This is a genomic window from Janthinobacterium sp. SUN206 (assembly GCF_030587305.1).
GTDB classification, from domain to species: domain Bacteria; phylum Pseudomonadota; class Gammaproteobacteria; order Burkholderiales; family Burkholderiaceae_D; genus Janthinobacterium; species Janthinobacterium kumbetense.
Window position 1 is genome coordinate 55,442 of record NZ_JAPWIB010000001.1, and the last position, 24,607, is coordinate 80,048.

Annotated in this window: 23 protein-coding genes; 7 read left to right on the plus strand and 16 right to left on the minus strand. The window is 62.5% G+C overall.

All coding sequences use genetic code 11. From position 1 onward, the window contains the following. Window positions 1-25: 25 nt before the first annotated feature. The 7 genes from fliD to O3300_RS00305 form a co-directional block, all read right to left on the minus strand. Complete coding sequence (gene fliD / locus O3300_RS00275) at window positions 26-1,435, minus strand: flagellar filament capping protein FliD (protein WP_099664384.1); 1,410 nt, start codon at window positions 1,433-1,435, stop codon at window positions 26-28. Between the two features lie 89 nt (window positions 1,436-1,524). Then, entirely contained in the window at window positions 1,525-1,962 is a 438-nt protein-coding gene (locus O3300_RS00280; RefSeq protein ID WP_077403163.1) for a flagellar export protein FliJ, read from the minus strand. A gap of 8 nt (window positions 1,963-1,970) precedes the next feature. Beyond that, window positions 1,971-3,281, minus strand: coding sequence for a flagellar protein export ATPase FliI (fliI, locus tag O3300_RS00285; protein ID WP_289898369.1), 1,311 nt, complete (start codon window positions 3,279-3,281; stop codon window positions 1,971-1,973). After that, complete coding sequence (gene fliH, locus O3300_RS00290) at window positions 3,278-3,967, minus strand: flagellar assembly protein FliH (RefSeq protein ID WP_034787861.1); 690 nt, start codon at window positions 3,965-3,967, stop codon at window positions 3,278-3,280. The genes fliI and fliH overlap by 4 nt, the downstream gene beginning before the upstream one ends. After that, window positions 3,964-5,004 carry a flagellar motor switch protein FliG gene (locus O3300_RS00295; protein ID WP_077403172.1) on the minus strand — a complete coding sequence of 347 codons (1,041 nt, stop codon included), beginning with the start codon at window positions 5,002-5,004 and terminating at the stop codon, window positions 3,964-3,966. Before O3300_RS00295 ends, fliH begins: the two co-directional genes overlap by 4 nt. After that, a complete protein-coding gene (gene fliF, locus O3300_RS00300; RefSeq protein ID WP_077403175.1) occupies window positions 4,982-6,712 on the minus strand; it encodes a flagellar basal-body MS-ring/collar protein FliF in 1,731 nt (576 codons plus the stop codon). Before fliF ends, O3300_RS00295 begins: the two co-directional genes overlap by 23 nt. A gap of 60 nt (window positions 6,713-6,772) precedes the next feature. Then, on the minus strand, window positions 6,773-7,111 hold the full coding sequence (locus O3300_RS00305; RefSeq protein WP_034787870.1) for a flagellar hook-basal body complex protein FliE: 339 nt from the start codon (window positions 7,109-7,111) through the stop codon (window positions 6,773-6,775). Between the two features lie 551 nt (window positions 7,112-7,662). On the opposite strand from O3300_RS00305, the gene O3300_RS00310 reads away from it, so the two are divergent. The 7 genes from O3300_RS00310 (at window position 7,663) to O3300_RS00340 (ending at window position 14,121) form a co-directional block, all read left to right on the plus strand. Next, window positions 7,663-8,541, plus strand: a complete 879-nt coding sequence (locus O3300_RS00310) for a FliM/FliN family flagellar motor switch protein (protein WP_257218649.1) — start codon at window positions 7,663-7,665, stop codon at window positions 8,539-8,541. 1 nt (window position 8,542) lies between these two features. After that, window positions 8,543-8,908: a FliM/FliN family flagellar motor switch protein gene (locus O3300_RS00315; protein WP_077403184.1), complete on the plus strand. Its 366-nt coding sequence runs from the start codon at window positions 8,543-8,545 to the stop codon at window positions 8,906-8,908. Then, entirely contained in the window at window positions 8,905-9,675 is a 771-nt protein-coding gene (gene fliP / locus O3300_RS00320) for a flagellar type III secretion system pore protein FliP (protein ID WP_251349167.1), read from the plus strand. The genes O3300_RS00315 and fliP overlap by 4 nt, the downstream gene beginning before the upstream one ends. Before the next feature lie 3 nt (window positions 9,676-9,678). After that, window positions 9,679-9,951, plus strand: coding sequence for a flagellar biosynthetic protein FliQ (locus tag O3300_RS00325; RefSeq protein WP_034757874.1), 273 nt, complete (start codon window positions 9,679-9,681; stop codon window positions 9,949-9,951). A gap of 11 nt (window positions 9,952-9,962) precedes the next feature. After that, on the plus strand, window positions 9,963-10,760 hold the full coding sequence (locus tag O3300_RS00330) for a flagellar biosynthetic protein FliR (protein ID WP_077403190.1): 798 nt from the start codon (window positions 9,963-9,965) through the stop codon (window positions 10,758-10,760). 137 nt (window positions 10,761-10,897) lie between these two features. Continuing rightward, window positions 10,898-12,037, plus strand: a complete 1,140-nt coding sequence (locus O3300_RS00335) for a flagellar biosynthesis protein FlhB (protein WP_077403194.1) — start codon at window positions 10,898-10,900, stop codon at window positions 12,035-12,037. Further along, entirely contained in the window at window positions 12,034-14,121 is a 2,088-nt protein-coding gene (locus tag O3300_RS00340; RefSeq protein ID WP_289913888.1) for a flagellar biosynthesis protein FlhA, read from the plus strand. The genes O3300_RS00335 and O3300_RS00340 overlap by 4 nt, the downstream gene beginning before the upstream one ends. 68 nt (window positions 14,122-14,189) lie before the next feature. Here the strand turns inward: O3300_RS00340 and O3300_RS00345 are convergent, their stop codons facing one another. The 9 genes from O3300_RS00345 to O3300_RS00385 all read right to left on the minus strand — a co-directional run bounded on the left by O3300_RS00345 (window position 14,190) and on the right by O3300_RS00385 (window position 24,596). After that, entirely contained in the window at window positions 14,190-15,290 is a 1,101-nt protein-coding gene (locus O3300_RS00345) for a hypothetical protein (protein WP_305051621.1), read from the minus strand. A 56-nt stretch (window positions 15,291-15,346) separates the two neighbouring features. Further along, entirely contained in the window at window positions 15,347-16,225 is an 879-nt protein-coding gene (locus tag O3300_RS00350; protein ID WP_099664379.1) for a flagellin, read from the minus strand. A gap of 173 nt (window positions 16,226-16,398) precedes the next feature. Further along, a complete protein-coding gene (locus O3300_RS00355; protein WP_077403203.1) occupies window positions 16,399-17,277 on the minus strand; it encodes a flagellin in 879 nt (292 codons plus the stop codon). 184 nt (window positions 17,278-17,461) lie between these two features. Beyond that, window positions 17,462-18,313 (minus strand): flagellin, encoded by an 852-nt coding sequence (locus O3300_RS00360; protein ID WP_099664378.1) that lies wholly within the window; start codon window positions 18,311-18,313, stop codon window positions 17,462-17,464. Window positions 18,314-18,497: 184 nt separating this feature from the next. Continuing rightward, window positions 18,498-19,349 carry a flagellin gene (locus O3300_RS00365; RefSeq protein WP_099664377.1) on the minus strand — a complete coding sequence of 284 codons (852 nt, stop codon included), beginning with the start codon at window positions 19,347-19,349 and terminating at the stop codon, window positions 18,498-18,500. A gap of 172 nt (window positions 19,350-19,521) precedes the next feature. After that, on the minus strand, window positions 19,522-20,118 hold the full coding sequence (locus O3300_RS00370) for an acyltransferase (RefSeq protein WP_305051622.1): 597 nt from the start codon (window positions 20,116-20,118) through the stop codon (window positions 19,522-19,524). Next, the gene (locus tag O3300_RS00375) at window positions 20,111-20,860 is read right to left on the minus strand and encodes a CatB-related O-acetyltransferase (RefSeq protein WP_077403212.1); all 750 of its coding nucleotides are present in this window, start codon (window positions 20,858-20,860) and stop codon (window positions 20,111-20,113) included. The genes O3300_RS00370 and O3300_RS00375 overlap by 8 nt, the downstream gene beginning before the upstream one ends. After that, window positions 20,857-21,990, minus strand: coding sequence for a DegT/DnrJ/EryC1/StrS aminotransferase family protein (locus O3300_RS00380; RefSeq protein WP_305051623.1), 1,134 nt, complete (start codon window positions 21,988-21,990; stop codon window positions 20,857-20,859). Before O3300_RS00380 ends, O3300_RS00375 begins: the two co-directional genes overlap by 4 nt. Then, window positions 21,987-24,596 carry a tetratricopeptide repeat protein gene (locus O3300_RS00385; protein WP_289898365.1) on the minus strand — a complete coding sequence of 870 codons (2,610 nt, stop codon included), beginning with the start codon at window positions 24,594-24,596 and terminating at the stop codon, window positions 21,987-21,989. Before O3300_RS00385 ends, O3300_RS00380 begins: the two co-directional genes overlap by 4 nt. Between the last annotated feature and the right edge of the window lie 11 nt (window positions 24,597-24,607).

The following is a 24,607-nucleotide window of genomic DNA, read 5'->3' on the forward strand; positions in this document are numbered from 1 at the left end:
TGGCGGCGCGGCAGGCGCATCCGCCTTAGGATTTATTGTTGCTAAACATGGCATCGAACATATCGGACGTCTTGCTCATTTGCTCCTGCAATACTTGCAGACGCGTAAATTGATCGAGGAAGCGTTTGTATGCCGTGTCATATTGGGCCGTGAGGCGCTCGCCGCTCTTGACCAGGCTTTTCTGCAGCTTGTCCGTGGCGGCCTGGCGCTGGGTGATCTGGCCCTTGGTGACATTGCTCCACTGGCCCAGTACCTTGTCCAGGCTGCCGAGCACGCCGGCCGGGGCGGACAGGCTGTTGTTGCCAAAAAGTTTGTCCAGGCCCGTCGGGTTGTCGGCCAGCTTGGCCGTCAGCTTGGCGGCGTTGAGGCTGATGGTGCCGTCGCGCTGGGCCGTAATGCCGTAGGACACGAGCGAGACGCCATTGATGTTCAGGCGCAGGGCGTCGCCCATGCTGCTGCGCAAGGCATTCAGACCGGAATCATGGGCGAAGATGCCCGCGGCGATGTTCTTTTCCGGATTGCCGGGGCTTGCCAGGCCATCCATCAGGGTTTTCAGCTTGTTGTAGGCATCGACGAACGCTTGCACGTTGGCGGCGGTGCCGGAGTTGTCGGTGGCGACGGTCAGCGTGACGGGCGCTTCGGCGGCACTCATGGCGCGGGTGAACGTGATTTTCACATCCTGCACGTTGGTGAATGTATTCGATGCCTGCGTGATGGCCGTGCCGCCGGGTTTGCCGCCCAGCCAGACGATGGCGTCGTCAGCCTTGACGACTTCCTTGATGTTGGCCGGAGCGATCAGCGCGCCTTTCAGCGCGATATTGTCGACAGCGCTGGCGTCGAGCGTGGCGGCGTTGGCAATGCCCGTCGCATTCGACGTCAGTACCAGTTGCGCCTGGTTATTGATGGTCACGATGGAGGCGGTGACGCGCGAATTGTTCTTGCTGTTGCCGTTGATGGCGGCAGCGATTTCCTGCGGTGTCAGTGTGCCGTTGCCATCCTTGTCGGCGGCGGCCAGGTCGATGTTGAGCGTGTTGTCGCCCACGCCATCGCCGATTTTCACTTTCAGCGTACCCGTGCCATCGGCGGTATTGACGTTGCTCAAGCCGCCATACGACATCTGGCTGGCCGTGGCCAGTTTTTCAACAAAAAAGGAATAGGTGCCCGGCGTCGCATTGATGCCGGCCGTGGCCGTGCCGTAACCGGCGGCCGGGAAGGTGGCGGACTGGCTCAGCACCGATTTGCTGCTGGTCATGGACGACATGGCGCTCTGGAAGGCGGAGATGGCCGACTTCAGGTTGCCCAGCGCCGTGCTGGTGTTGCTGGCCAGCGTGTTCTGTGCCTGCAGGGCGGCCTTTTGCGCGGCGATAGCCTTGGTAGCCAGTTTTTCGGCCGTTGGGATCGGATCGTATTGCGGTGCAGTAATTACGCTTGCCATGCCAGACTCCTGAATAAAGGGATATACCGGTACAAGGCGACCCCCATTCCCGTTTTGTGAAGTTTTCCTGAAAGAAACTTACACAAACCTCATTTTACCTGCCCGCGGAACCAGAATTGCGTCGCCAGCTCGTCTTGCCGCTTGGCATCGACGCGTTGTTGCTCATTTGCAACATACTTTTGTTTCTGCGTGAGGACCTGGTCCAGCACTTCGCGCTTGGCCCAGGCCGTATTGAGTGCGCGTTGCGAAACGGCCATGTTGGCTTCGTGCAAATGCAGATCGGTACGGTGCTGGTCGGCCATCTGCATGACGGCTTGCTTGAAGTTGCCGCAGTTGACGGACAGGGCCAGGGGCAGGGCGCCGCTGGGGCCGCTATCCGTGTACAGGCCCGTCAGGCGTTCCAGGTTTTTCTGGTAGCGCTCGCGCACGGCCGTCTGCGCCGCCATTTCGCCTTGCAGGCGTTCCACTTCGGTGCTGCGCAGGCCGACCAGGGTGGTCAGGTTGCGGATGGTATGCGCGTCGCTCACGTATGCTCCTAGGCCATGATCTGTTCAAGTTGTTCGATGCACGGCCCCATCGGCGCCTCTTCCTTGGTGCCCTGGCACAGGAAGGCTTCGATGGGCGCGTGCAGCTGGACGGCGCGGTCGGTGATCGGGTCGGCGCCGGGCACGTAGGCGCCCAGCGGGATCAGGTCGCGCACGCGCGCATGGCGCGCCATCGACGCTTTCAGCGCGCGCGCCGCCTGCATGTGGGTGGGCGTGATCACCTGCGCCATGCAGCGGCTGATCGAGGCGGCGATGTCGATGGCGGGGTAATGGCCCCGCTCGGCCAGTTCGCGCGTGAGCACGATGTGGCCGTCGAGAATCGCGCGCGCCGTGTCGACCACGGGGTCCTGCTGGTCGTCGCCCTCGGCCAGCACCGTGTAGATGGCGCTCATGCTGCCGTCCGGGTGGGCGCCATTGCCGGCGCTTTCCACCAGTTGCGGCAAGTTCGAAAACACGGACGGCGGATAGCCGCGCGTGGCCGGCGGCTCGCCCAGGGCCAGCGCCACTTCGCGCAAGGCCATCGCATAGCGCGTCAGCGAGTCGACCAGCAGCAGCACGTGCTTGCCCTGGTCGCGGTAGTGGGCGGCGATCGAATGGCACAGCTCGGTGGCCATGATGCGCATCAACGGCGATTCATCGGCCGGGGCGATCACCAGCACGGCTTTTTTCAAGCCTTCGGCGCCGAGCGACTTTTCGACGAATTCGCGCACTTCGCGGCCCCGTTCGCCGATCAGGCCGACGACGACGACATCGGCCACCGTCTGGCGCGTGATGAGGCCCAGCAGCACGCTCTTGCCGACGCCGGAACCGGCCATCAGGCCCACGCGCTGGCCCTTGCCCAGGGTCAGCATGCTGTTGATGGCCCGCACGCCCACGTCCAGCGGTTCGACCACCGGTTGTTTCTTCAGGGGATTAATTTTTGGCGGCGTGACTTCCAGGATGTGTTCGCCGCCGAGGCGGCCCAGGTCGTCGATCGGCTCACCCAGGCCATTGACCATGCGGCCCAGCCACGACGGGCCGATCTGCAGGCTGGCCTTGTCGGGCAAGGGCAGAACCCTGGCGCCGGTGGTCAGGCCCGTGGCCTTCTTGAACGGCATCAGGTAGGACAGTTTTTCGCGAAAACCCACGACTTGCGCATCGAGCCACTCGCCGCTCACAGTTTCAATTTGACAACGCTGGCCCGTGTGCAGGCGGCAGCCGGCGCTTTCCAGCAGCAGGCCGGAGGCGCCGACCAGGCGGCCGGTGGGTGTCGCGACCGGGATATCGCCGATCTCGAAGCTGCGCAGCGTGTCGGCGATCATGCAGGCGCGCCCTGGTCCGCGTGTTCGGCGGCCAGCGCCAGGTGGCTGCTGACTTGTTCCATGCAGGCCGACAGGCGCTGATGGCAGCCCGCGTCGACTTCATTGTCGCCCGCCTTGATGCGGCATTCGCCCGCGTCCAGACGCGCGTCGGCGATCAGGTTCCAGCGCTTGGCGCGCTTCGGATCGAGTTCGCTGATGCGTTTGAGTTCTTCCGGATTGAGGAAGACGTCGATTTCCTCGCGCGTGGGCGGCATCGAGGCCAGGGTCTCGTCGACCAGGGCCAGCAATTGCACCGGCTGCAGCGCCAGTTCCGCGCGGATCACCTGGCGCGCCACCTTGGCCACCAGGTCGACCACTTCCTTGCGCTGCGCTTCGCGGTAATCGGCGCGTACTTTTTTCAGGTCGCGCAGGATGGCGTCGACGGGGCGCGCCAGGCGGTCCAGCGCCACCAGGGTTTCATTGCGGCCTTCTTCGCGGCCCTGCGCCATGCCGTCGTTGCGTCCGGTGTCGTAGCCGTCCTGCTGGCCTTGCACCAGGCCCACTTCGTAGCCGTCGCGCTGGCCCTGCTCGAAGCCTTCCGAGACGGACGCCTGCCACTGCCCATCCGTGTCCTCGTTGGAGGCACGTTGGCCGGCGGCGATGAATTGCGACAGGGGCGGGAAACGATACGAGCGGAAGTGTTTCATTCGATCACCGCTTCGGCAAACAGTTGCACTTCGATCTCGCCCGCATCGGCGAGGCCCTTGACGGTGGCCATGATTTCCTGGCGCGTTTGTTCGATACGGCTCAAAGGCACGGGGCCGGAACGGCGCATCATGTCTTCGAAGCTCTGCGCCTGGCGACGCGGCATGGTTTTCAGCACGGCGTCGCGGATCGACGGTTCCGCGCCCTTGAGGGCGATGGCCCACTGTTCCATCGGCACGTCTTCCAGGATGCGCGTGAGCGTGACATCGCTCTGCGTGGCCAGGATCAGGAAGTCGTACATGCTCAGTTCGATTTCCGATACCACTTCCGGATCGTGCGCGCGCAGCAGTTCGACCAGCGCGGCGCGGTTGCCCGGCATGCGGTTGAGAATCTCGGCCGCCTGGCGGATGCCTTCCACGCTGGTGCTTTGCGTGTCGAGCGTGCCCAGGCAGCGGCCCACCAGTTCGTCGAGCTCGACCAGCAGATCGCGGTCGATTTCGTCCAGGCGCGCCAGGTTCAGCAAGACCAGATCGCGGCCTTCGACGGGCAGGGCGTCGAGGATCTGGCCGGCCAGCGCGGGCGGCAGGAAGGCCAGGAACACGGCTTGCATCTGCACGTGTTCATTGACGATGTATTCGGCCAGCCATTTTGGCGAAGCCCACTGCAGGCGCGCCATCTTGGGGCGGATCGCATCGCCGTAAATGTTGTTCAGCACGCTATTTGCGATATCGCTGCCCAGCGCCATGTCCAGCGAACGCTTCAGGTAGCTGCGCGAGGCGCCGTGCACGCCGCTTTGCTGGCGGTAGTCGTCGAAGAAGGTCTGCATCGCCGTTTTCACGGACTCGACCTTGATGCCGCTCATGCGCGACATCACTTGCGTGACTTCCAGCAATTCTTCGCGCGACAGGCAGCGCAGCACGTTGGCCGCCTGCTCTTCGCCTATGCTCAGCAGCACGATGGCAGCCTGTTCCACGGGGTTCAGGCTGGCGCTTTCGTATTCGGCGCCGTCGGAGGGATTATTGTTGTTGAGTTCGGCCATTTTTCTGCATCCATTGTTTGACGACTTCGGCGACACGCTCGGGTTCTTTTTCAGCCAGCACTTTCAGGTGGTCGACCATCACGTCGACCGCCGAGCCAGGTGGCGGCAAGTCATAGTTTTCCAGCAGCGGCACGACCGGCATGCTGCCGCCGGCGGCTTCGCCTTCGAGCGCCAGCGGTGTGCCATTCACGCCCAGGGCTGGCGCTCCGGCAACGGCCGCGCCGTTGGCGCCGGCGGCGGCGCTGCCACCCAGCGCCAGGGCAGGGTCGAGCTGTTTCAGTGCTGGCGGCGCCAGGCGCGTGGTCAGCAGGCGCAGCAGCGGACGCAGGATCAGGAAGTAGCCGAGGATGGCGCCCAGTGCGTACAGCAGCCAGCTGCTGAAATCGACGACGGTATCGCGCTCTTCCCACCACTGCGCCACGGGTGGCTTGGCGGGGAAGGCCAGCGCCGTCAGGCTCAGGCTGTCGCCGCGCTGGGCGTTGATGCCCAGGCCGCTGTTGAGCATTTTTTCAATATTGCCCAGTTCGGCAGGAGTCCAGCCCGTTTTCGGGTTCGGTGCGGCGGCGCTGTTGAGGACCACGGCGACGCTGAGTTTTTCCAGGCGGCCACGGCTGCGCTTGATCTGCGTGATGCTGCGGTCGTAGGCGTACTGGCGCGTGGTGGCGTTCTTGCGGGCCGTGCCGTCGTCGGACGGTTTCGGCGCGCCATCGGCGGGTGCGGCGCCGGCGGCGTCGGCCGGTGCCGGCACGGCAGCCGCCGGCGGACGGTTTGACAGGCTGCCGGGAATGCCGGCCACGGTGCGGTTGCGTTCCTGCTCTTCGCGCATCGCTTCGCTCGTCACTTTCGGGGCTTCGCCGTATTTTTCCAGCGTTTCGTCCACGCGGTCGTTGTTCACGGCGGCCGTCACGCTGAGCTTGAAGTTGTCTTCGCCGATGACGGGGCCCAGCAAGCCCGTGACGTTGCGGCGGATTTCATCCTGGAAACGTTTCGCGCCTTCATTGCCGGCGGCCGAGGCGTCGAAGCCGTCCGTCAGGTCGACGTGCGCGGACAGCAGGTTGCCGCCCTGGTCGACCAGGCTCACGCGCGTTGGCGCCAGGCTGGCGACGCTGCCGGCCACCATGTTGATGACGGCGGCGATCTGTTCCGGCGCCAGGGTGCGGCCCGGTTTCAGCGCCACGACGATCGAGGCGGACGATTTGTCGCCGTCGCTGGCGACGAACGATGTCGATTTCGCAATCGATAGATGGACGCGCGCCGAAGCGATCGCGTCCATCGTCATGATGCTTTGCGCCAGTTCGCCTTCCAGGCCGCGGCGGAAGCGCACGTCCTGCACGAATTGCGATACGCCCAGCGGGTCATTCTTGTCCATCAGCTCCAGGCCGGCCGGCAGTTGCGCCGTCACGCCTTTCGAGGCGAGCAGCATGCGCACCTTGCCCAGCATCGCGTCGGGCACCAGCACCTGGCCGCTGTCCGGATGCAGGCGGTAGGGGATGTGTTCGGCGTCCAGCGTGGCCATCATGTCCGTCACGGCCACTTTTTCGCGCGCGCCAAACACCGGCTTGTAGTTGGCCTGGTCGCGCCAGGCATACATGGTCACCATGGCGGTGATGCCGATGGCCAGCACGACGATGGGAACCAGGTTTTTCAGCAGGGCGGGCGGGATGGCGGGCTGGGCACCAAGGCGCCAGCGCGCAAATGCGGACTTCATGGGGGTAATCACTTGGGGTAACTTTCGCTGGGAGGCTGGGCGTGGATCAGGACGTGAAGATTACAGAGGCAGTTTGATGAGTTCGTCGACGGCGCCCATGACCTTGTTGCGCACTTGCATCAACATGGAGAAGGACAGGCTCGCTTCCTGGCTGGCCAGCATGGCGCCGACCATATCGTCGCTCTTGCCGCTGTCGACGTCGCTCATTTTCTGCGCCGCCATGCGGTCATCGCCGTTGACCTTGCCGATGGCGTCTTTCATGCTTTGCGCAAAGGAGAAGCCGGATTGTTCCGGCGCGCCGAACTGGGCGGCGGGCGCGATGCTGGCGCCCAGGGCGCGCGCGTCATTGCTCAGTGCTGCCAGATCGGCCTTGATCAGACCTGCGAGTTCGTTGCTCATCGTGCCCTCTACTTTCAATATGCGGTGACGTATCAATCAGAAATTACTGGTGTTGCCATTCCGGCAGGCATGACATCCCGCGCCATCTTGCCCGGCCCGCTTACAGGGCCCATCAGTTTTATCAGTTGCCACACCATCCGCTCAAGCAGATTCAAACAAACCCGGCAGACCTGCGCCGACGTGATTCACATGGCCATGACAACTAATAATTATCTGATAAAAGTTTCTTCTGGTGGCAATAAGCGGGACTGGAAACTGCCATAAAAACCGGAATCAGGTAAGCGGAATGGCGCACTGCAAATCTATATTTTGTCGCTATAAGCTTACCTCGCGGCAACTATAAAGTAAAGAGAGGATTGCCTCAAGGAATATTGATACATGGCAATATTTAGCTTTTTCATGTATTGTTCAGCACCGTAGTCATCCAGCATGCGATACGATGCGCAATCGTTTGCTTGCAGACCGGTACGCCAGGTCAAGATGATGCTGTATTTAATTTCGGGCGATCCGTATAATTTGTTCTGCCACCGCAATACCGACATGACCACTACATGACAATCCTTACCAAGACAGATCAAACTGTGCGCCATCAAGTCCTCGATTCCTGTCTGCTTGGACGTCCTGTCCATTTGCTGCATGTATTCGGCGCCCAGCTGCGCGACGACCTGGCCGTGGCCCTGCGCCAGCCGATGAGTCGCCGCTACTGGGGGAATTTCCAGATCGATGCCGTGACCTTGTCGCGCGTGGAAAACGAGGACAGCGTGAACCGCTGGCTGAGTTTCTCCACGCCAGCCAGCCAGACGGGCTTTGCCCTCGAACGGCAGATACTCTTGAGCGTGCTGAACTATCGCTATGGTAGTGCCGGCGCCAAGGGCGCGCTGCCCGATCCGGCGCAGGTGCGCGTGACGGCCACGGAAGAGCGTCTCGCTGTGGTGCTTGGACAACAGTTGGTGAACAGTTTGTTCTCCCGCGTCCACAAGAACCTGCAAACCCTGGGCAAAAGCAGCGACATCGACACCAGTGCCGAAGTCGCCGCGCAGTCGGGCGTGCATCCGGCGCGCGGCAGCTGGATCGTCACGGTGGCGCTCAGCGACGTCGAGGCGGGGCAGAGCGGCCAGTTCTGGTTCTCGCTGGACAAGCGCCTGATGGCCGACGTGCTGCGCGGCTTGCTGCCCGAGCGCGCGCAGGCGAAGAAAGCCTTGCGCGGCAGCGTGCGTCCGCTCGCGTCGCGCCTGCAAGTGACCCTGGAAGGCCGGCTCGTCAGCAAACAGGTGCAGCTGGGCGCCTTGTTCGACTTGCGCGTGGGCGACGTGATTCCCGTTAGCCTCAGCCGCACCGACGTCATGCTCGACGACTCCCGTCTCTTTACAGCTGCTGTTTCCGAACACAAGGGCAAGCTCTGTTTAACCTCCTTTGAAGATGTCGAATAATATGAATATGACCGATACCAACCAGAGCGAAACCCTGCTGGAAGACCTGGGCGATGACATGATCATCGACCAGGGCGACGTGTCCGACGTGGCCAGCGGCCGCGCGCGGCGCGACATTCCGCAGATGATGCGCAAGATTCCCGTCACCCTGACCCTGGAAGTGGGCTCGGCCCGCATTTCGCTGGAAGAATTGATGGCCATCGGCCCGGAAAGCGTGATCGAACTCGACATGCTGGCCGGCGAACCGCTGGTGATCAAGGTCAACGGCACGCCGATCGGCCGTGCCGAAGTGGTGGTGGCCGGCGAGAACTATGGCCTGAAAGTCATCGACCTCGACGGCCTCAATCTCGACCTGATGACAGCATGAAGCTGGCGGTACCCGGCTTGAGCCGGCGCCGCGGCGCGCTGGCTGCCGCGCTGGCTGTTCCCGTTCTGATGCTGTGCTGCAACGCCGCTGGCGCGCAGGACCTGCTGTCCGGCGTGGTGCCGGGCGCGAAGACCGACCTGTCGGTGAAGATGCAAATCCTCGTCGTCATGACCCTGCTCGGGCTGCTGCCCGTGATGGTCATGATGATGACCAGCTTTACCCGCTTCGTCATCGTGCTGTCCCTGCTGCGCCAGGCCCTGGGCCTGCAGCAGGGCTTGCCCAACCGCATCGTCACGGGCATCGCCCTGATCCTCACCCTGCTGGTCATGCGCCCCATCGGCGACCAGGTGTGGAAGGAAGCGTTCGTGCCATACGACCGCGACCAGATCGGCATGCAGGAAGCGCTGAAGATCGCCGAAGTGCCGATTTCGCGCTTCATGCTGGCGCAGACGAGCAAGGCCGCGCTGGCGCAGATCGCGCACCTGGCCGGCGAACCGTCGACCATGCGCCCGCAAGACCACAGTTTCACGGTCAAGCTGGCCGCGTTTGTGTTGTCCGAACTCAAGACGGCGTTCCAGATCGGGTGCATGCTGTTCATACCGTTCCTCATCATCGATCTGGTGGTGGCGTCCGTGCTGATGGCCATGGGCATGATGATGCTCTCGCCGCTGGTGATTTCGCTGCCGTTCAAGCTGCTGCTGTTCGTGCTCGTCGACGGCTGGACCCTGACCGTCAACACGCTTGTTACCAGCATACAGGGCTATTGATCCATGTTTACCCCTGAAGTCGCCGTCGACCTGATCATCGAAGCGCTGCACGTCGTGATGCTGCTGGTGGTGATCCTGGTCGTGCCCGGTTTGCTCATGGGCTTGCTGGTCGCGCTGGTGCAGGCGGCCACCTCGATCAATGAACAGACCATGAGTTTCCTGCCGCGCCTGCTGGTCACCCTGCTGGCCCTGATCCTGGCCGGCCGCTGGATGGCCGGTTACCTGATGGATTATTGCGTGTCCATTTTTCAGCGCGCCGCCACCCTGGTCGGATAGCGCCGCGCGCCATGGATCAGATTTTCAATCAGGTGCTGCCGTTTCTGCTGGCCGTGTGGTGGCCGTTCTGCCGCATCCTGGCCATGCTCAGCGCCTCGCCCGTGATCGGCGACGCCATGGTGCCCGTCCCCGTGCGGGTGCTGCTGTCGCTGGTGCTGGCGATCCTGATGCTGCCCGTGATGCAGGCGTCGGGCATCTCGCAGGATTTGCTGAAGATTGATCCGTTTTCCCTGCACGCCGCCGTCGCTACCCTGGAGCAGGCCATCATCGGCTTCGTCCTCGGCCTGGCCTTCCACTTCGCCATGTCCGTCATGTCGGTGCTCGGTTACCTGGTATCGAGCCAGGTCGGCTTTTCCATGGCCGTCATGAACGACCCGCTCAATGGCACCTCGTCGGACGTGATCACGGGGATGCTCACGATCATGTGCATGATCGTGTTTTTCGCCATCGACGGCCACCTCGTGCTGACGGGCGTGATCGGCGCCAGTTTCACGGCCTGGCCCGTGGGGCAGGGCTACGGGCCGCTGCTGCTGCAGACGGTGGCGTATAACGTGGCGTGGATTTTCGCCGCCGCCATGCTGCTGGCCTTGCCCATCGTCTTTTCCACCATGGTGGTGCAGCTGGGCTTTGGCTTCCTGAACCGGGTGGCGCCGTCGCTGAACCTGTTTTCGCTGGGTTTTTCCATGATCACCGTGTTCGGCCTGCTGATGCTGGGGCAGATCGTGCGCTTTATCCCCGAGCACTACATCGCCATGACGAATCGCGTGCTGGAAATGATCGCCGAACAGATGCGGGTGGCCCATGGATAGCGCACGTGCCAACAAGCTGCTGCGCAGTCCACTTCCGGGCATCCGTTGCTCGCTGTACATCCGTACAGCTGCGCTACTCAACCCGGCATTGAACTTGCTCGCTACGCTTGTAGGGCGCGTGCGGAAAGGTGTGGTCCATGGCGGATAGCAGCACGGGCGACAAGACAGAAAAGGCGTCACAGCAAAAGCTGAAGAAGTCGCGCCAGGAAGGGCAGGTGGTGCGTTCGCGCGACCTGTCGACGGCGCTGGGCATCCTGATCAGCATGAAGGTCTTCATTTACCTGCTGCCAAGCTATCTGCTGAGCTTTCGCGAGCTGTTCGCCATGGCTTTCATGCCGCTCGACAGCAAGGGCGCGCTGGAAAATGCCATGTCGATGGCGTTTACGACGTCGGTGGGCTTGCTGATCAAGATGATCGTGCCGCTGTTTTGCGTGCCCCTGTTCGTCGTGCTCGGCTCCTTGATCCCTGGCGGCTGGGTCATCAGCACGAAGAACTGGATGCCGAAGATGGAGCGCCTGAGCCCGGCCAAGAACCTGGGCCGTCTGTTTGCGCCCAAGCATGCTTTTGAATTCGGCCTGTCCATCGCCAAGGCCGCCGTGCTGGGCATGGTGCTCGTGCATGTGAGCCGCTCCAGCCTGACGCAGTACGTGGATTTGCAACACCGGCCCCTGCAGCAGGCCATGCTCGACGGCTCGGCGCTGATGCTCGACGGCTTGATGGCGCTCATTTCCGTCTTTGTCCTGTTTGCCATCATCGATGTGCCGGCGCAGGCGTTCTTCTTTGCCCGCAACCAGCGCATGAGCAAGCAGGATGTCAAGGAAGAACATAAAAGCAGCGAAGGGCGTCCTGAAGTGCGCCAGCGCATCCGCCAGCTGCAGCAGCAGATCGGCCGGCGCAGCGTGCGCAAGACCGTGCCCGACGCCGACGTGGTGATCGTCAATCCCGAGCATTACGCCGTGGCATTGAAGTATGACCAGGACCGCGCCGAGGCGCCGTTTGTCGTTGCCAAGGGCGTCGACGAGATGGCGCTGTATATCCGGCAAGTGGCGAAGGAACACGATATTGAAACGCTGGAGTTGCCGCCGCTGGCGCGCGCCATCTACAACACCAGCCAGGTGCAGCAGCAGATTCCCGTGCAGCTGTACCAGGCCGTGTCGCAGGTGCTCAACTACATCCTGCAGCTGAAAGCATTCCGTTCTGGGCAGCGCGCTGCCCAGCCCCCATTTCCCACCGAGGTGGTCGTGCCATCTCATTTGAGCGAGGTAGTACCTTCATGAATTTCCTGAACCGGTTGGTTGCCGAAATGCGCCGCCACAAGTTCGCCACGCCGCTGTTCCTGCTGGTGATCCTGGCAATGATCATCCTGCCGCTGCCGCCGGTGCTGCTCGATATCTTGTTCACTTTCAATATCGTGCTGGCACTGATCGTCATCCTCGTCAGCGTGTCGGCCAAGCGGCCGCTCGATTTCTCCGTCTTCCCGACGGTGATCCTGGCCACCACCATGCTCAGGCTGACACTGAACGTGGCGTCCACGCGCGTGGTGCTGCTGCACGGCCACACGGGCGCGGATGCGGCCGGTAAGGTGATCGAGGCGTTTGGTAACGTCGTGATCGGCGGCAACTTCGTCGTCGGTATCGTGGTCTTCGTGATTTTGATGATTATCAACTTCGCCGTCGTCACCAAGGGCGCCGAGCGTATTTCCGAAGTGTCCGCGCGCTTTACCCTCGATGCCTTGCCGGGCAAGCAGATGGCCATCGATGCCGACCTGAACGCCGGCCTGATCAACCAGGAAAAAGCCCAGATCCGCCGCAAGGACGTGGCCGCCGAAGCGGATTTCTACGGCGCCATGGACGGCGCGTCGAAGTTCGTGCGCGGCGATGCCGTTGCCAGTATTTTGATTTTGATCATCAACATGGTGGGCGGCGTGGCCATCGGCTCGCTGATGCACGACCTGTCGTTCGGCGACGCTTTCCGCCAGTACGCACTGCTGACCATCGGAGATGGCTTGGTGGCGCAGATTCCGGCGCTGCTGCTGTCGGCCGCGGCCGCCATCCTGGTCACCCGCATCAGCGATTCGGGCGACTTCGAACAGCAGGTGGCAGGCCAGGTGCTGACGTCGCCGACGGTGATTTACAGCGCGGCCGGCATGATGGTGGCGCTGGCCCTGATTCCAGGCATGCCATGGTTCATGTTCATGACCTTTGCGGCCGTGCTGGCCTTCGTGGCCTGGCGTTTGACCAAGCGCGTGAAGGGACCGGACGCGGCCGGCATGGCGGCCATCGAGGCAGCCTTGCGCGAGGAGCGCCCGGCCGAGCTGGAGTGGCAGCAACTGCCTGCCGTGCAGCCGATGATGGTGATGCTAGGCTATAAACTGGTCGGCATGGTTGATAAAACGCAAGGCGAACCGTTGAACAAGCGCGTCAAGGGCGTGCGCCAGAGCCTGTCCGAAGCGATGGGCTTGCTGTTGCCGAATATCGGCGTGCGCGACGATCTGGCCCTGAAGCCGTCGCAATACGCGATCGTGCTGTCTGGCACCGTGGTGGCGCAGGCGGAAGTGCAGGCCGACCGCCTGATGGCGATCCCGTCGCCGAACGTGTATGGCCAGCTGGACGGCATTCCCGGCATCGAGCCGGCCTACGGCATGCCCGTCACGTGGATCGAGCCGGGCGAGAAGGCGCATGCGCTGGGCCTCGGCTACCAGGTCATCGAGGCGCCCAGCGTGATCGCCACGCACTTGTCGAAAATGGTGCGCGAATACTTGCCGGAACTGTTCCGCCACGAAGACGTCTCGAACATGATGGAACGCCTGACGGCCCTGTCGCCCAAGCTCGCCGGCGCGCTGGACAAGGCGCTCACGCACACGCAGCTGTTGCGGGTGTTCCGCGTCTTGCTGGCGGAAAATGTGTCACTGAAGGACATCGTGCCCATCGCCACCACCTTGCTCGACAGTTCGGAAACGACCAAGGACCCGATTTTGCTGGCGGCCGAGGTGCGTTGCGCGCTGCGGCGCCAGATCGTCAGCGGCCTGTTCGGTCAGAAGATGGAAATGCAGGCGTTTAACCTGGGCGGCGAACTGGAAAACATGTTGCTCGGTTCGCTGAACCAGGCGCGCCAGGCGGGCAAGGTGACTTTGGATAATTATCCGATCGATCCGCACCTGCTGTCGCAGCTGCAAGTGAACATGCCGGTGGCGCGCGAGCAGATGAAGCAGCAGGCCACGCCGCCGCTGTTGCTGGTGCTGCCGCAGATCCGTCCGCTGCTGGCCCGCTATGCGCGCCTGTTCGCGCCGGGCCTGCATGTGCTGTCGTATAACGAAATCCCGGAAAACCGCGAAGTGAGCATCATCGGCACGGTGGGATAAAACGTTGGAATGAAAAGAAAAACGGCGCTGCGGGTGCCGTTTTCTTATGCTGTATCAATTCTGTTGCGTCAATCCTGCTCGTCGATGGGCGGCAGCAGGTCGTGCTCCTGCCCGTCGGCCAGCAGCAGCACGGTGCGGCCTTGCGCCGTTTCTTCTTCGTCGCCATAGTCGTAACCGAGCGGCGCCGCCACTTCCTTCGAGACGATGATGGTTTCCTCTTCGGCCGCGTCCGCGGGGGCTGCGGGCGCATCGGGATCGGCCGCCGCTTCCGCTTCCGGCTGCGTCAGCAGCAGCGCCACTTCGGCCATGGCGCGGAACAGGGCCAGCGACAGCGAGGCGGCGCCCGCCTGCATCGGGTAATTGCCGTGCACGCGCTGCGCGTGCAACTGGCGGTTCAGGCGGCAGCGCACCACGCGCAGGCCGGCGCGCCGCACGGCGTCGGCGATCTCGGGCAGGGCCAGGCGCACATGGCGCAATGCGGCTTCCTCGTCGGCGGCCAGCTCCAGCAGCACGCCGTCGCCGGACGGTTCCATCTGAATCACGACCCGGCCGATACCGATGATGATCAGTTCGACGCGCAGCGCCACCTTGCCGCGCCGCTTGGGCGTTGCATCGTCTTCCTCGTCGCTGGCCAGCACGCGCAGCAGCAGGCGCTGGCCACCCCAGCCATACACGGCGAAGCGCCACGCCTCGCTGTCGACCGTCAACGGCGGGCGGGCGCCTTCGCGCAGCAGGGCCGGTTGCTGCTCGGCCATGAACAGGTTGCCCGGCACGTGCTGGCCGCGCGCCTGTTCCTGCAAGGCAGCATATTGCTCGCCATACGTCTTGACCATCACGCGCCACGAGGCGGCCAGCTGCGCCGCGTCGGGCGGCTGCCAGACCAGCTGGCGCGTGAAGAACAGTTGATTGACTTGCATGGCGCTGCTGTCGCGCGGCATGGCGCCGCCCGCCCCGTCGGCATTCGGCTTGATGAGGGACGCCAGGCTGTCCTGTCCCTGCTGTTGCAGCTGGGCGGGCAGGGTGCCGGCGTCGGGCGCGGGCGCCATGTAGGGGCCGATGGGCACCAGCGGCTGGACCACGCCCGGCACCATCGGCGTCGCGGGGCTGACGTCGAAGCGCTGGGTAATCAGGGGAACCGGGTTGCCCGATGAAATGCGGTCTATCGCCATGCCACTGTGTCCAGATGAAAGTCTATAAGAGCCGGTGAATCAGGCGGTATCAGCCATCATGGCTGCAACAGGGACAGTATCATTTTCTGCATGCTCTGGCTTTGCTTGAGCATCGCCGTGCTCGCCTGGAGCAACATTTGCGCCGAGACCATGTTGGCGCTTTCCGCCGCGTAATCGACATCCATGATGCGGCCAATGGCGGCCTTGGTATTGGTGACCATGTTGGCCAGGTTGTTGTGCACGTGGTCGAGGCGGTTGGCCGCCGCGCCCAGGGCCGAGCGCACGCCGCCGACCTGGTCGAGCGCTGCCGCCAGCTGGTCGATCATGTTGTTGGCGCTGCCATTCGTGCCGATTTCGCTGCCGGCCGTGCCGCTGGCGGCAAAGTTGGCCGAAATGGCTTTCAGCAAGGTGTCCAGGCCGCCCATCTTGCCTGACACGTCGAACTGCATGGTTTCGCTGCTGCTGGCGCCGATCTGGAAGGTCATCGCCTCCGACAGGGTGCCCTTGCCGGCACTGCCGTTGCCCAGCAGCAAGCCGCCGCCGTAGGAAGTGTTGGTCATGACGTTGTACAGCTCGAGCCCCAGCGCATCGTATTCGGACTGCATGGCGTCGCGGTCGGTCTGGTTGGACGAAGCGTCGGCCGCCTGCGTGGCCAGGTCTTTCATGCGCACCAGCATGTCGGTGACTTCGCCAAACGCGCCTTCGGCCGTCTGCAGCATCGAGGTGCTGTTCTGCGTGTTGCGCATGGCCACCGTCATGCCGCTGACCTGGGCGCTGAGGCGCGTGGCGATCTGCAAGCCGGCGGCGTCGTCCATGGCCGAGTTGATGCGAAAGCCGGTGGACAGGCGCTGCATCGACGTCGCCAGCCGGCTTTGCGCACTGGCGGCGGCGCTTTGGGCGTACATTGCGGCGATATTGGTGTGAATGCTCAGCACAAGGCGGCTCCGGTGGGCGGTGAGGGTGAATCGGGTCTACCTTGTATAGGCGACTGCGCCGTCCGCATTGTTAAATCGAAAGGCAATATAGTCAAATAAATACGTTTCGCGCATAAAAAAAGCCAGACCGCAGTCTGGCTTGGCGTTGCTGGCCGCAAGCGGCCCGGCAAAGATTATTGCAGCAAGGACATGACCATCGAGGACATGCTGTTGCTTTGTTTCAGCATCGCGGTGCCGGCTTGCAGCAGCATTTGCGACGAGGTCATGTTCGAGCTTTCGGTGGCGAAGTCAACGTCCATGATGCGGCCGGTAGCGGCCTTGGTGTTGGTGGCGATGTTCGACAGGTTGCTGTTGACGTGGTCGAGGCGGTTGGCGGCGGCGCCCAGGGAGGAGCGGATCGTGCCGACATTGTCGATGGCATTTTTCAGCAGGTCGATCGTGGCGTTTGCCGTGCCGGTCAGTTCCGTGCCGACGCCGGCGCTGGTTGCCTTGAAGTTGTTGGCGGACAGGCCTTTCAGCGCGCCGTCCAGCGTGACCATGCCTGCTTGCACGGTGAAATCCATGGTTTCCGACTTGGCGGCGCCGATCTGGAAGGTCATCTTGGCTTCCGACAGGGTGCCCTTGCCGGTCGTGCCGTCGCCCAGCAGATTCTGGCCGCCGAACGTGGTATTGGTCATCACGTTGTACAGTTCCAGGCCCAGTGCGTCGTATTCGGCTTGCATGGCGGTCTTGTCGGCCGTGTTCGACGAAGCATCGGCAGCTTGCGTGGCCAGATCTTTCATGCGCACCAGCATGTTGGTGACTTCGCCGAACGCGCCTTCAGCCGTTTGCAGCATCGAGGTGCTGTTTTGCGTGTTGCTCATGGCGACCGTCATGCCGCTGGTCTGTGCTTTCAGGCGGGTAGCGATCTGCAGGCCGGCAGCGTCGTCCATTGCCGAGTTGATGCGGTAGCCGGTCGACAGGCGGGTCATCGAGGTCGACAGTTGCGATTGGGTCTTGGCGATCGAGTTCTGTGCGGACAGCGATGCGTTGTTGGTGTGAAGGCTCAGCATTGTATTGCTCCTGGTAAGTGAATTCGTCGAGCGGCAGGTAATTTCTTGCCCTCACCCCTACAAGGCGACAGGGGAGCGTCTTTCATTAAATTCCACATGGAAATTTTTTATCTGGCGCGCCGCCATGAAAAAAAGCCCCGGCAATCGCTTGCCGGGGCTTTCAGGTGGCGCGAGGCGCCGGTGATTATTGCAGCAAGGACATGACCATCGAGGACATGCTGTTGCTTTGTTTCAGCATCGCGGTGCCGGCTTGCAGCAGCATTTGCGACGACGTCATGTTCGAGCTTTCGGTGGCGAAGTCGACGTCCATGATGCGGCCGGTAGCGGCCTTGGTATTGGTCGAGATGTTCGACAGGTTGCTGTTGACGTGGTCGAGGCGGTTGGCAGCGGCGCCCAGTGCCGAACGTACCACGCCGATGCTGTCGATGGCCGAAACCAGGCTGCCGATGGCGGCGTTGGCGCTGGCGGTCAGTTCGGTGCCCAGGCCGGCGGCGCCGAAGTTGGCGCTGGCCGAACCCAGTGCGGCGGTGACGCTGCCCATCGAGGTGGACAGGTTGATGCTCATCGTTTCCGACTTCGCGGCGCCGATCTGGAACGTCATGGCGCTGGCGATGGTGCCGCCGGTCAGCAGAGCTTGGCCGCCGAACGTGGTGTTTTTCATCACGTTGGATAATTCCAGGCCCAGTGCGTCGTATTCGGCTTGCATGGCGTCTTTGTCGGACGTGTTCGACGAAGCATCGGCAGCTTGCGTGGCCAGGTCTTTCATGCGCACCAGCATGTTGGTGACTTCACCGAACGCGCCTTCAGCCGTTTGCAGCATCGAGGTGCTGTTTTGCGTGTTGCTCATGGCGACCGTCATGCCGCTGGTCTGTGCTTTCAGGCGGGTGGCGATCTGCAGGCCGGCAGCGTCGTCCATTGCCGAGTTGATGCGGTAGCCGGTCGACAGGCGGGTCATCGAGGTCGACAGTTGCGATTGCGTTTTGGCGATCGAGTTTTGTGCGGACAGCGATGCGTTGTTGGTGTGAAGGCTCAGCATTGTATTGCTCCTGGTAAGTGAATTCGTCGAGCGGCAGGTAATTTCTTGCCCTCACCCCTACAAGGCGACAGGAGAGCGCCGTTCATTAAATTCCACATGGAAATTTTTTATCTGGCGCGCGGCCATGAAAAAAAGCCCCGGCAATCGCTTGCCGGGGCTTTCATGTGGCGCGAGGCGCCGGTGATTATTGCAGCAAGGACATGACCATCGAGGACATGCTGTTGCTTTGTTTCAGCATCGCGGTGCCGGCTTGCAGCAGCATCTGCGACGACGTCATGTTCGAGCTTTCGGTGGCGAAGTCGACGTCCATGATGCGGCCGGTAGCGGCCTTGGTGTTGGTCGAGATGTTCGACAGGTTGCTGTTGACGTGGTCGAGGCGGTTGGCGGCGGCACCCAGTGCCGAACGTACCACGCCGATGCTGTCGATGGCCGAAACCAGGCTGCCGATGGCCGTGTTGGCCAGGGTTTTCAGTTCGGTGCCGCCGGCGGTACCGGTGAAGTTGGCGGTGGCCGAACCCAGTGCGGTGGCGACGCTGCCCATCGAGGTGGACAGGTTGATGGTCATCGTTTCCGACTTCGCGGCGCCGATCTGGAACGTCATGGCGCTGGCGATGGTGCCGCCGGTCAGCAGAGCTTGGCCGCCGAACGTGGTGTTGTTCATCACGTTGGACAATTCCAGGCCCAGTGCGTCGTACTCGGCTTGCATGGCGTCCTTGTCGGCCGTGTTCGACGAAGCATCGGCAGCTTGCGTGGCCAGATCTTTCATGCGCACCAGCATGTTGGTGACTTCACCGAACGCGCCTTCAGCCGTTTGCAGCATCGAGGTGCTGTTTTGCGTGTTGCTCATGGCGACCGTCATGCCGCTGGTCTGTGCTTTCAGGCGGGTGGCGATCTGCAGGCCGGCAGCGTCGTCCATTGCCGAGTTGATGCGGTAGCCGGTCGACAGGCGGGTCATCGAGGTCGACAGTTGCGATTGGGTCTTGGCGATCGAGTTTTGTGCGGACAGCGATGCGTTATTGGTGTGAAGGCTCAGCATTGTATTGCTCCTGTAGGATATATTCAGCGAGACGCGCTATTTTTCTGCTCTCACAAGCACAAGGCGGCTATTTCCGCTTATGTATTAAATGCTACATGGAAATATTTTTTAGCTGGCCGCTGGTCTGCGCTGATTTTTTATTGCCATGGAAATTATGATTAAAAATATACTTTTAACTATTTTTCACGGCATCCCGCGCACGCAATTGCTCTTCCGCAATTAACAGCCCCTGGTCGCGGCTGTTGATACGCTTCGCCGGTGTGCCCGCATAGATTCCCCACGCCGGCAGGGACTTGGTGACCAGGCTGAGCGCGCCCACGGCGACGCCTTCGCCAAGCTGCGCGCCGGGCAGCACCACGCTGCCCGAGCCGATGATGACGTGCCTGCCCAGGTGGACGGCACCGCTCTTGCAGTTTGTAAATTCCGCCGGCACGGTGGGGTTGGTCATGCTCGCTCCGCTGTAGTCATCGGTCTTGCTGTACAGGCGCACGCCTTGCGACAAGCCGGCGTAGTCTTCCAGCGTGATGCCTGCGCCGCCGGAGAGAAAGCAGCCGCCGCCAATGTGAACGTAGCTGCCGATGCGGATATGGCCACCTGCCGCCACCAGCGTGCTGTAGCCATCGATGCGCACGTTGTTGCCGATGGCGATATTGTCGATGCCGATGATGACGCAGTTCCTGGCGATGCGCACGTTGTGGCCGAGGCTGCGAAACCCCGCGCCGTGCAAGTCTTCTTCGGTGTAATAGCCGGGATTGAAAAGTTCAGACATGGTCATCCTTGTGCGGGTGTGCGGCGCCGGCGCCGGCTTCCAGGTGGCGGCGCTTGCTTTCCGCCAGTTCGGCTATGACGCGCAGCGCCTCGCCGTCGTCGGCCGTCATGTTTTGCAGGAAATGCGCATTATTCTCGCGTATCCAGCTCAGCGGCAGTTCCCACCAGGCCAGCGCCAGCAGGGCTGCGCGCACTTCCTCGCTGAAGCGGAAGCGCAGCAGCCGCGCCGGCGTCCCTGCGTAAATGCCGTAGGGTTCGCTGCGGAAATTGGGCGGCACCAGCGTGCGCGCACCGATGACGCAGCCATTCTCGATGACCGCGCCGCCCAATATCATCGCCTCGTCGCCGATCCACACATCGTTCTTGATGACCGTATCGGCATATTGGGGAATCGGGCTGTTTTCCAGGCCCATGCCGCCCAATGCCAGAAGATACGTGGAAATGGTGCGCATGTCGTGCTGGCCGTTGAGGATGAAGCGCAGATTCGCGCCGCCGGAAACGTAGCGCCCGATTTGCAGGTGCTGCGCGGTCGAATCGTATTTGGCTTGCGAACCGATGCCGATGCCGGAACAGCGGCCGATGGTAAATTGCCCGAAGTCCGGCTCATTGCCCAGCCAGTTACGGAAAAAGCCATGCGGTATCAGGGTCTGTCCGCCACTTTTATAGGACAGCACGGTAAATTGTGCCGCCCAGCGATGGTCGTCGATGGTGCCGAAAAAGTCGGTGTCTGTGGAAATATTCATGGAGTCAGGCCGGCCTGTGCGTGACGCTCGACGATGGCGCAGATGGCATCGACCTGATCGAGGCCCAGGCCGGGATAGATGGGCAGGCAGATGATTTGCCGCGATGCCTGCAGCGCGTTCGGCAGATTGCTGTGGGCGGCGGTCGGCATGCTGCGGTACATGGGGAAGTCGCTGATGAGTGGATAGAAATAGCGGCGCGCGTAGATATTCTCGTCCCGCAGCAGCTGGAACAGTGCGTCGCGGCTGGTGCCGTAGGCTTCCTTGACGAGTATGGGGAAGTAGGAATGGTTGGCCGATTCTTCCTCTCCCGCCGGCAGGCAGTCGATGCCGGCGATGGCCGCCAGCCGTTCCCGGTAGCGGCCATCGATGGCGCGCCGCTGCAGGCGAGCCGCGTCGATGCCCTTCAATTGCAGGAGGCCGAATGCGGCGTTGATCTCGCTCATCTTGCCGTTGATGCCGGGTGCCACCACCGTCACTTCGTCGACGAAGCCGAAATTTTTCAGATGGTCGATGCGTTGCTTGGTCTTGGCGTCGGGGCAGACGATCGCGCCCCCTTCGAAGGTATTGAAAATCTTGGTGGCGTGAAAACTCAGCACGGACAGGTCGCCGCAATTGAGCACGCTGCTGCCCTTGTGCCGCACGCCGAACGCATGCGCCGCGTCGTAGATGACTTTCAAGCCATAGTTGTCGGCGATCTTTTCGATGCGTTCCACGTCGCAGGGACGGCCATAGCAGTGCACCGGCATGATGGCGGTGGTGTGCGGCGTGATGGCTGCCTCGATCCTGGCGGGATCCATATTCAGGCTCAGCGGGTCGATATCGACAAAAATGGGCTTGATGCCATTCCACAGCAGCGAATGGGCGGTGGCGACGAAGGAATAGGGCGTGGTGATCACTTCGCCGGTGATGCGCAGCGCCTGCAGGGCCGTGATCAGCGCCAGCGTGCCATTGGTAAACAGGCAGATGTGCTTGACGCCCAGATAGTCGCACAGCGCCTGTTCCAGTTGCTGGTGGAACGGGCCGCCGTTGGTGAGGATCTTGTTTTCCCAGATTTCTTCCAGATACGGCAGGAAATCTTGCAAATCCGGCATGAGCGGCTGCGTGACGTAAATCGGCTTCTTGTGGCTCATGACTGCACCGCCTGCTTGCTGGCGTCGTCGGGCGCAATGGCGAACGATGCGGGCGGCAAGCCGCCGCACCAGCGCTGCCACATGGTGCGGAAAGCCTGTTCCATATTGTGGGCGATGGCCCGGGAGTCGGCCAGCGCCGACTCTTGCATGCGGTTGCGCAAGTCTGCGCGCAGGACGGCCAGTTGCATGATGTTGTTAGACAAGAATATTCCTTTCCGGACGAAATCGTCGTCGTCGGTCGCGATGAAGGCGTCGAGACCCACATGCTGCAAGATGCAGGCGCCGGCATGGCTCGGTACGCTTGTACCCTTGAGCGTCAGCGTGGGCACACCCATCCACAGCGCGTGCAGCGTGGTGGTGCCGCCCGTGTACGGGAAGGTGTCGAGGCAAAGGTCGATTTGCTGGTGCAGGGCCAGATAGCCGCCCAGGTGGGTGCGGCCGTGGAAGGTCAGGCGGTCGGCGGCGATGCCTTCCTGCGCGAACCAGGCTTGCAAGGTGGCGATGTCGCTGTCCTTTTGCATGGCTGCCAGATGCATTTTCGCTTCGGGCAGGGCCCGCAGCAGCTTTGCCCAGCGGGCGATGACGCCGGGATTGAGCTTGCTGAGCCGATTGAAGCTGCCGAAGGTCAGGTAGCCGTTGCCCAGCGCGGGCGCGCGGACCAGTTCCGGGGAGTCCGACGATGGCAGGAAGGGCACGCTGGCGGGCAGCAGCACGACTTTTTCCGTGAAGTACTTTTCGTCGACGTCGAATTGCGGGTCCGTCAGGTAGTAATCCATGGTTTTCAGGCCCGTTGTGCCGGGATAGGCGATCCAGCTGACCTGAATCGGCGCCAGTTTGCGGCCAAAGGCCGTCAGGCGGTTGAAGGCCGTGTGGCTGGACAGGTCGACCAGGATGTCGATGCCGTCTTCGCGGATCTTTTCCTGCAAGTTGCTGTCGCTCACCTCGATGATGTTTTGCCAATGCGGGAAATAGCCGCGCAGGCGCTGCGTGACGGCGTCTTCCAGCGTATTGTTGTAATAGGCATACAGGCTCAGGCCGGGGCTGGCGCTCAGGTGCGCGATCACGGGCACGACGAAATTGGACACCACGTGCGAATTGAAGTCGCCCGAGACAAAGCCGACCCTGATGCGCCGCGCGGGATCGTTGTCGTTGTGGAAACCTTGGCCTTCCGCCGTCCCGGCCGTGGACGGGTGGTCGAAGGCGTCGCCGAAGCGGCAATGTTCCTCAAACAGGCGTTGGGCGTCGATATCGATGCTATGGCTGAGGCAAAACAGCAGGCCGCTGTGGCTTTCCGGAATATGCGGCGCCACCGTCCGCGCGCGATAGCCGCTGGCGATGGCTTCCTCCAGGTGGCCTTCGGCATGGAGTAGCGAGCACAGGTTGATTTCCGCCGCTGCGTAGTCGGGCTTGATTTCCAGGGCGCGCTGGAACGCGGCCAGCGCTTCCTTGCTTTTGCCCATGGTGCGCATGACATTACCTAAATGAAAATGCAATTCTTCATCATCTGGTTCGGATTCCATGGCCGTGTTGAGGCACGTCAATACATCCTGATACTGTTTCAGCGCCAGGTAGGCGGCGACCAGATTGTTCCGTGCCGCCCGGTAATCGGGTTTGATCTGCAGCGCGCGCTGGAAGCTGCGCACGGCGTCCTGCACATTTTTGTTTTCGTGCAGCGCCTGGCCGAGCCGGTTGTGCGCTTCGGCGTCGTCGGGCAATGCAAGGGTGGCGGCGCGGAAACTGTCGGCAGCGGCGCCAAACTGTTTCTGGCGCAGCAGCGCATTGCCCAGGTTAAATGCCGCCAGCGCGTAGTCCGGCTTCAAGGCAAGGGCGCGGCGGTAGCTCGCCACGGCCTCGTCCAGCCGGTTTTCCGCCTGGAGCAGGTTGCCCAGGTTGCAGTGCGCCTCGGCGAACGCCGGCTCGATTTCCAGCGCCCGCAGGTAGCAGTCGCGGGCTGCATCGAGTTTGCCGGCCGTTTGCCAGGCATTGCCCAGGTGGCCATGCGCCTGCGCATCGTGCGGCGTCAGTTCCACCGTCCGCTGCAGCGTGGCGAGGGCATCCTTGCCTTGCAGTTGCAGGGCCGTGCCCAGCACGCTCCAGCCGAATGGCGAGTCGGGATAGCTTGCCAGCAATTGCCGGCAGGCCGCTTCCATCTGCGCATGCTGGCCTGCCTGGTACAGCTGTACGATGTGGTCCATTTCCGGCTGCGACGGCGACAGGGCCGCCAGCGCGACGGCTTCCTGCGCCTGCCGGCGCAGCGCTTGCGAAGCATCGTTGTCCAGTCCGCGGGCGATGGCGGTGTCGACGATGTCGAGCGCTTCGTCGGGCTGTCCCGCCTGCAGCAATCCCTGCGCATAGGACAGCCAGAACTGGCCTTCGTCCGGGGCGACGGACAGCGCCTTGCGCAAATACGGCAGGCCGGCCACGTGCTGGCCCACTTGTCCGGCCAGCAAGCCCAGGTTGTGGTTGGCGATGGCATGGTAGGGATGGGCCTGCAGGATCGACAGGTAAATCTCTTCCGCCTCGGCAAAACGCCCTGCCTGGTGTTCAGCGATGGCTTGCTGTAATTCGGTGTCGGGGGAGACTGCGGGAGGGAGGGTCGGGTGCATGGGCTGAGGCT